Origin of the sequence: Candidatus Uabimicrobium helgolandensis (assembly GCF_041508025.1) — a bacterium.
Lineage (GTDB): Bacteria > Planctomycetota > Uabimicrobiia > Uabimicrobiales > Uabimicrobiaceae > Uabimicrobium > Uabimicrobium helgolandensis.
Genome location: NZ_CP165719.1, coordinates 6,352,220 through 6,353,282 on the forward strand (window position 1 = coordinate 6,352,220; position 1,063 = coordinate 6,353,282).

Consider the following 1,063-nt stretch of genomic DNA (forward strand, 5'->3'; position numbering starts at 1 on the left):
CCGACAAATGCAATTATAAGTTCTGCATTGGTAAATATTGTTAGCCATTACATTGTTAATATTTTATTGGCTTATTGTTATGCGTCAGTAAAGAGCAGCACTCATAATTTGTCCTGATTGCAGTGACCGCATTGTGAGACATTCTCAGTAATCCAAATCTGTTGTAACGGATAATTAAGATTAGAAGATAATTCTTCAATAGTTTGGATTAATTTATTTTCTTCAACAGAGATTCGTATAGCGTAAGAATGAACAGCTTCACTATCAATATAGACAGTGTACTTTATTTTTTATACTACTCATTATAAGCCCTTTATTACTATGCAGAAATAATCTTGGATTTTCCCTATTTCCTATCGGAAATTTATAATTATTTAAAAAATACAAACTAGTCTGTATTTTTTAAATAATTATAAATGATTTTTCATGATGTCAATATTTCAAATAGGTTTTAATTTATAACTATAATTTATTATACCAACCGGTCTGTTTTTTTCAAGCGGGTAATAAATAAAATAGAGCGATACGCCTTATTATATTTTGAAAGGTAGGTTTTACAGGTATCGAGAATACTATAAATATAAATAATGTAGTATTGTAAGGATGATATAAGTTATCGTAAATTGGTATGGATGCTTGAAAAAAAAATTAATACGATTACTGATGAGCCAATATTACTTTCTTGAAATCCATAAATACGATTACAAGAAAATAAGGATTGATTCGAAAGCAGAAAAACAGGATATTTTTGAACAGTAAGGTTGCGACAAGTTATCTTTTAAAGAATTCGTTGTTAATGTCATCGGAAGCGTAGATTGCCCACAGCTAAATTTCTTTACTGTAGTTTTGACTTGTAACAAACTACTCTTCAATATTAATTGAAGACTTTGTAAAAAGACAATTACAGCAGAAAAAATTGACAAAAACGCAGATACGCAGTGTTTTGGTTATGCGTAATTCTCTTCGTCAACAACAGTTAATGACTGATTTTTGGGATTTTATAGGAACAAAAAAATAAAGTCATCTCCTATATAGAAATGACTTTATCTAAGATCGTAAAGTA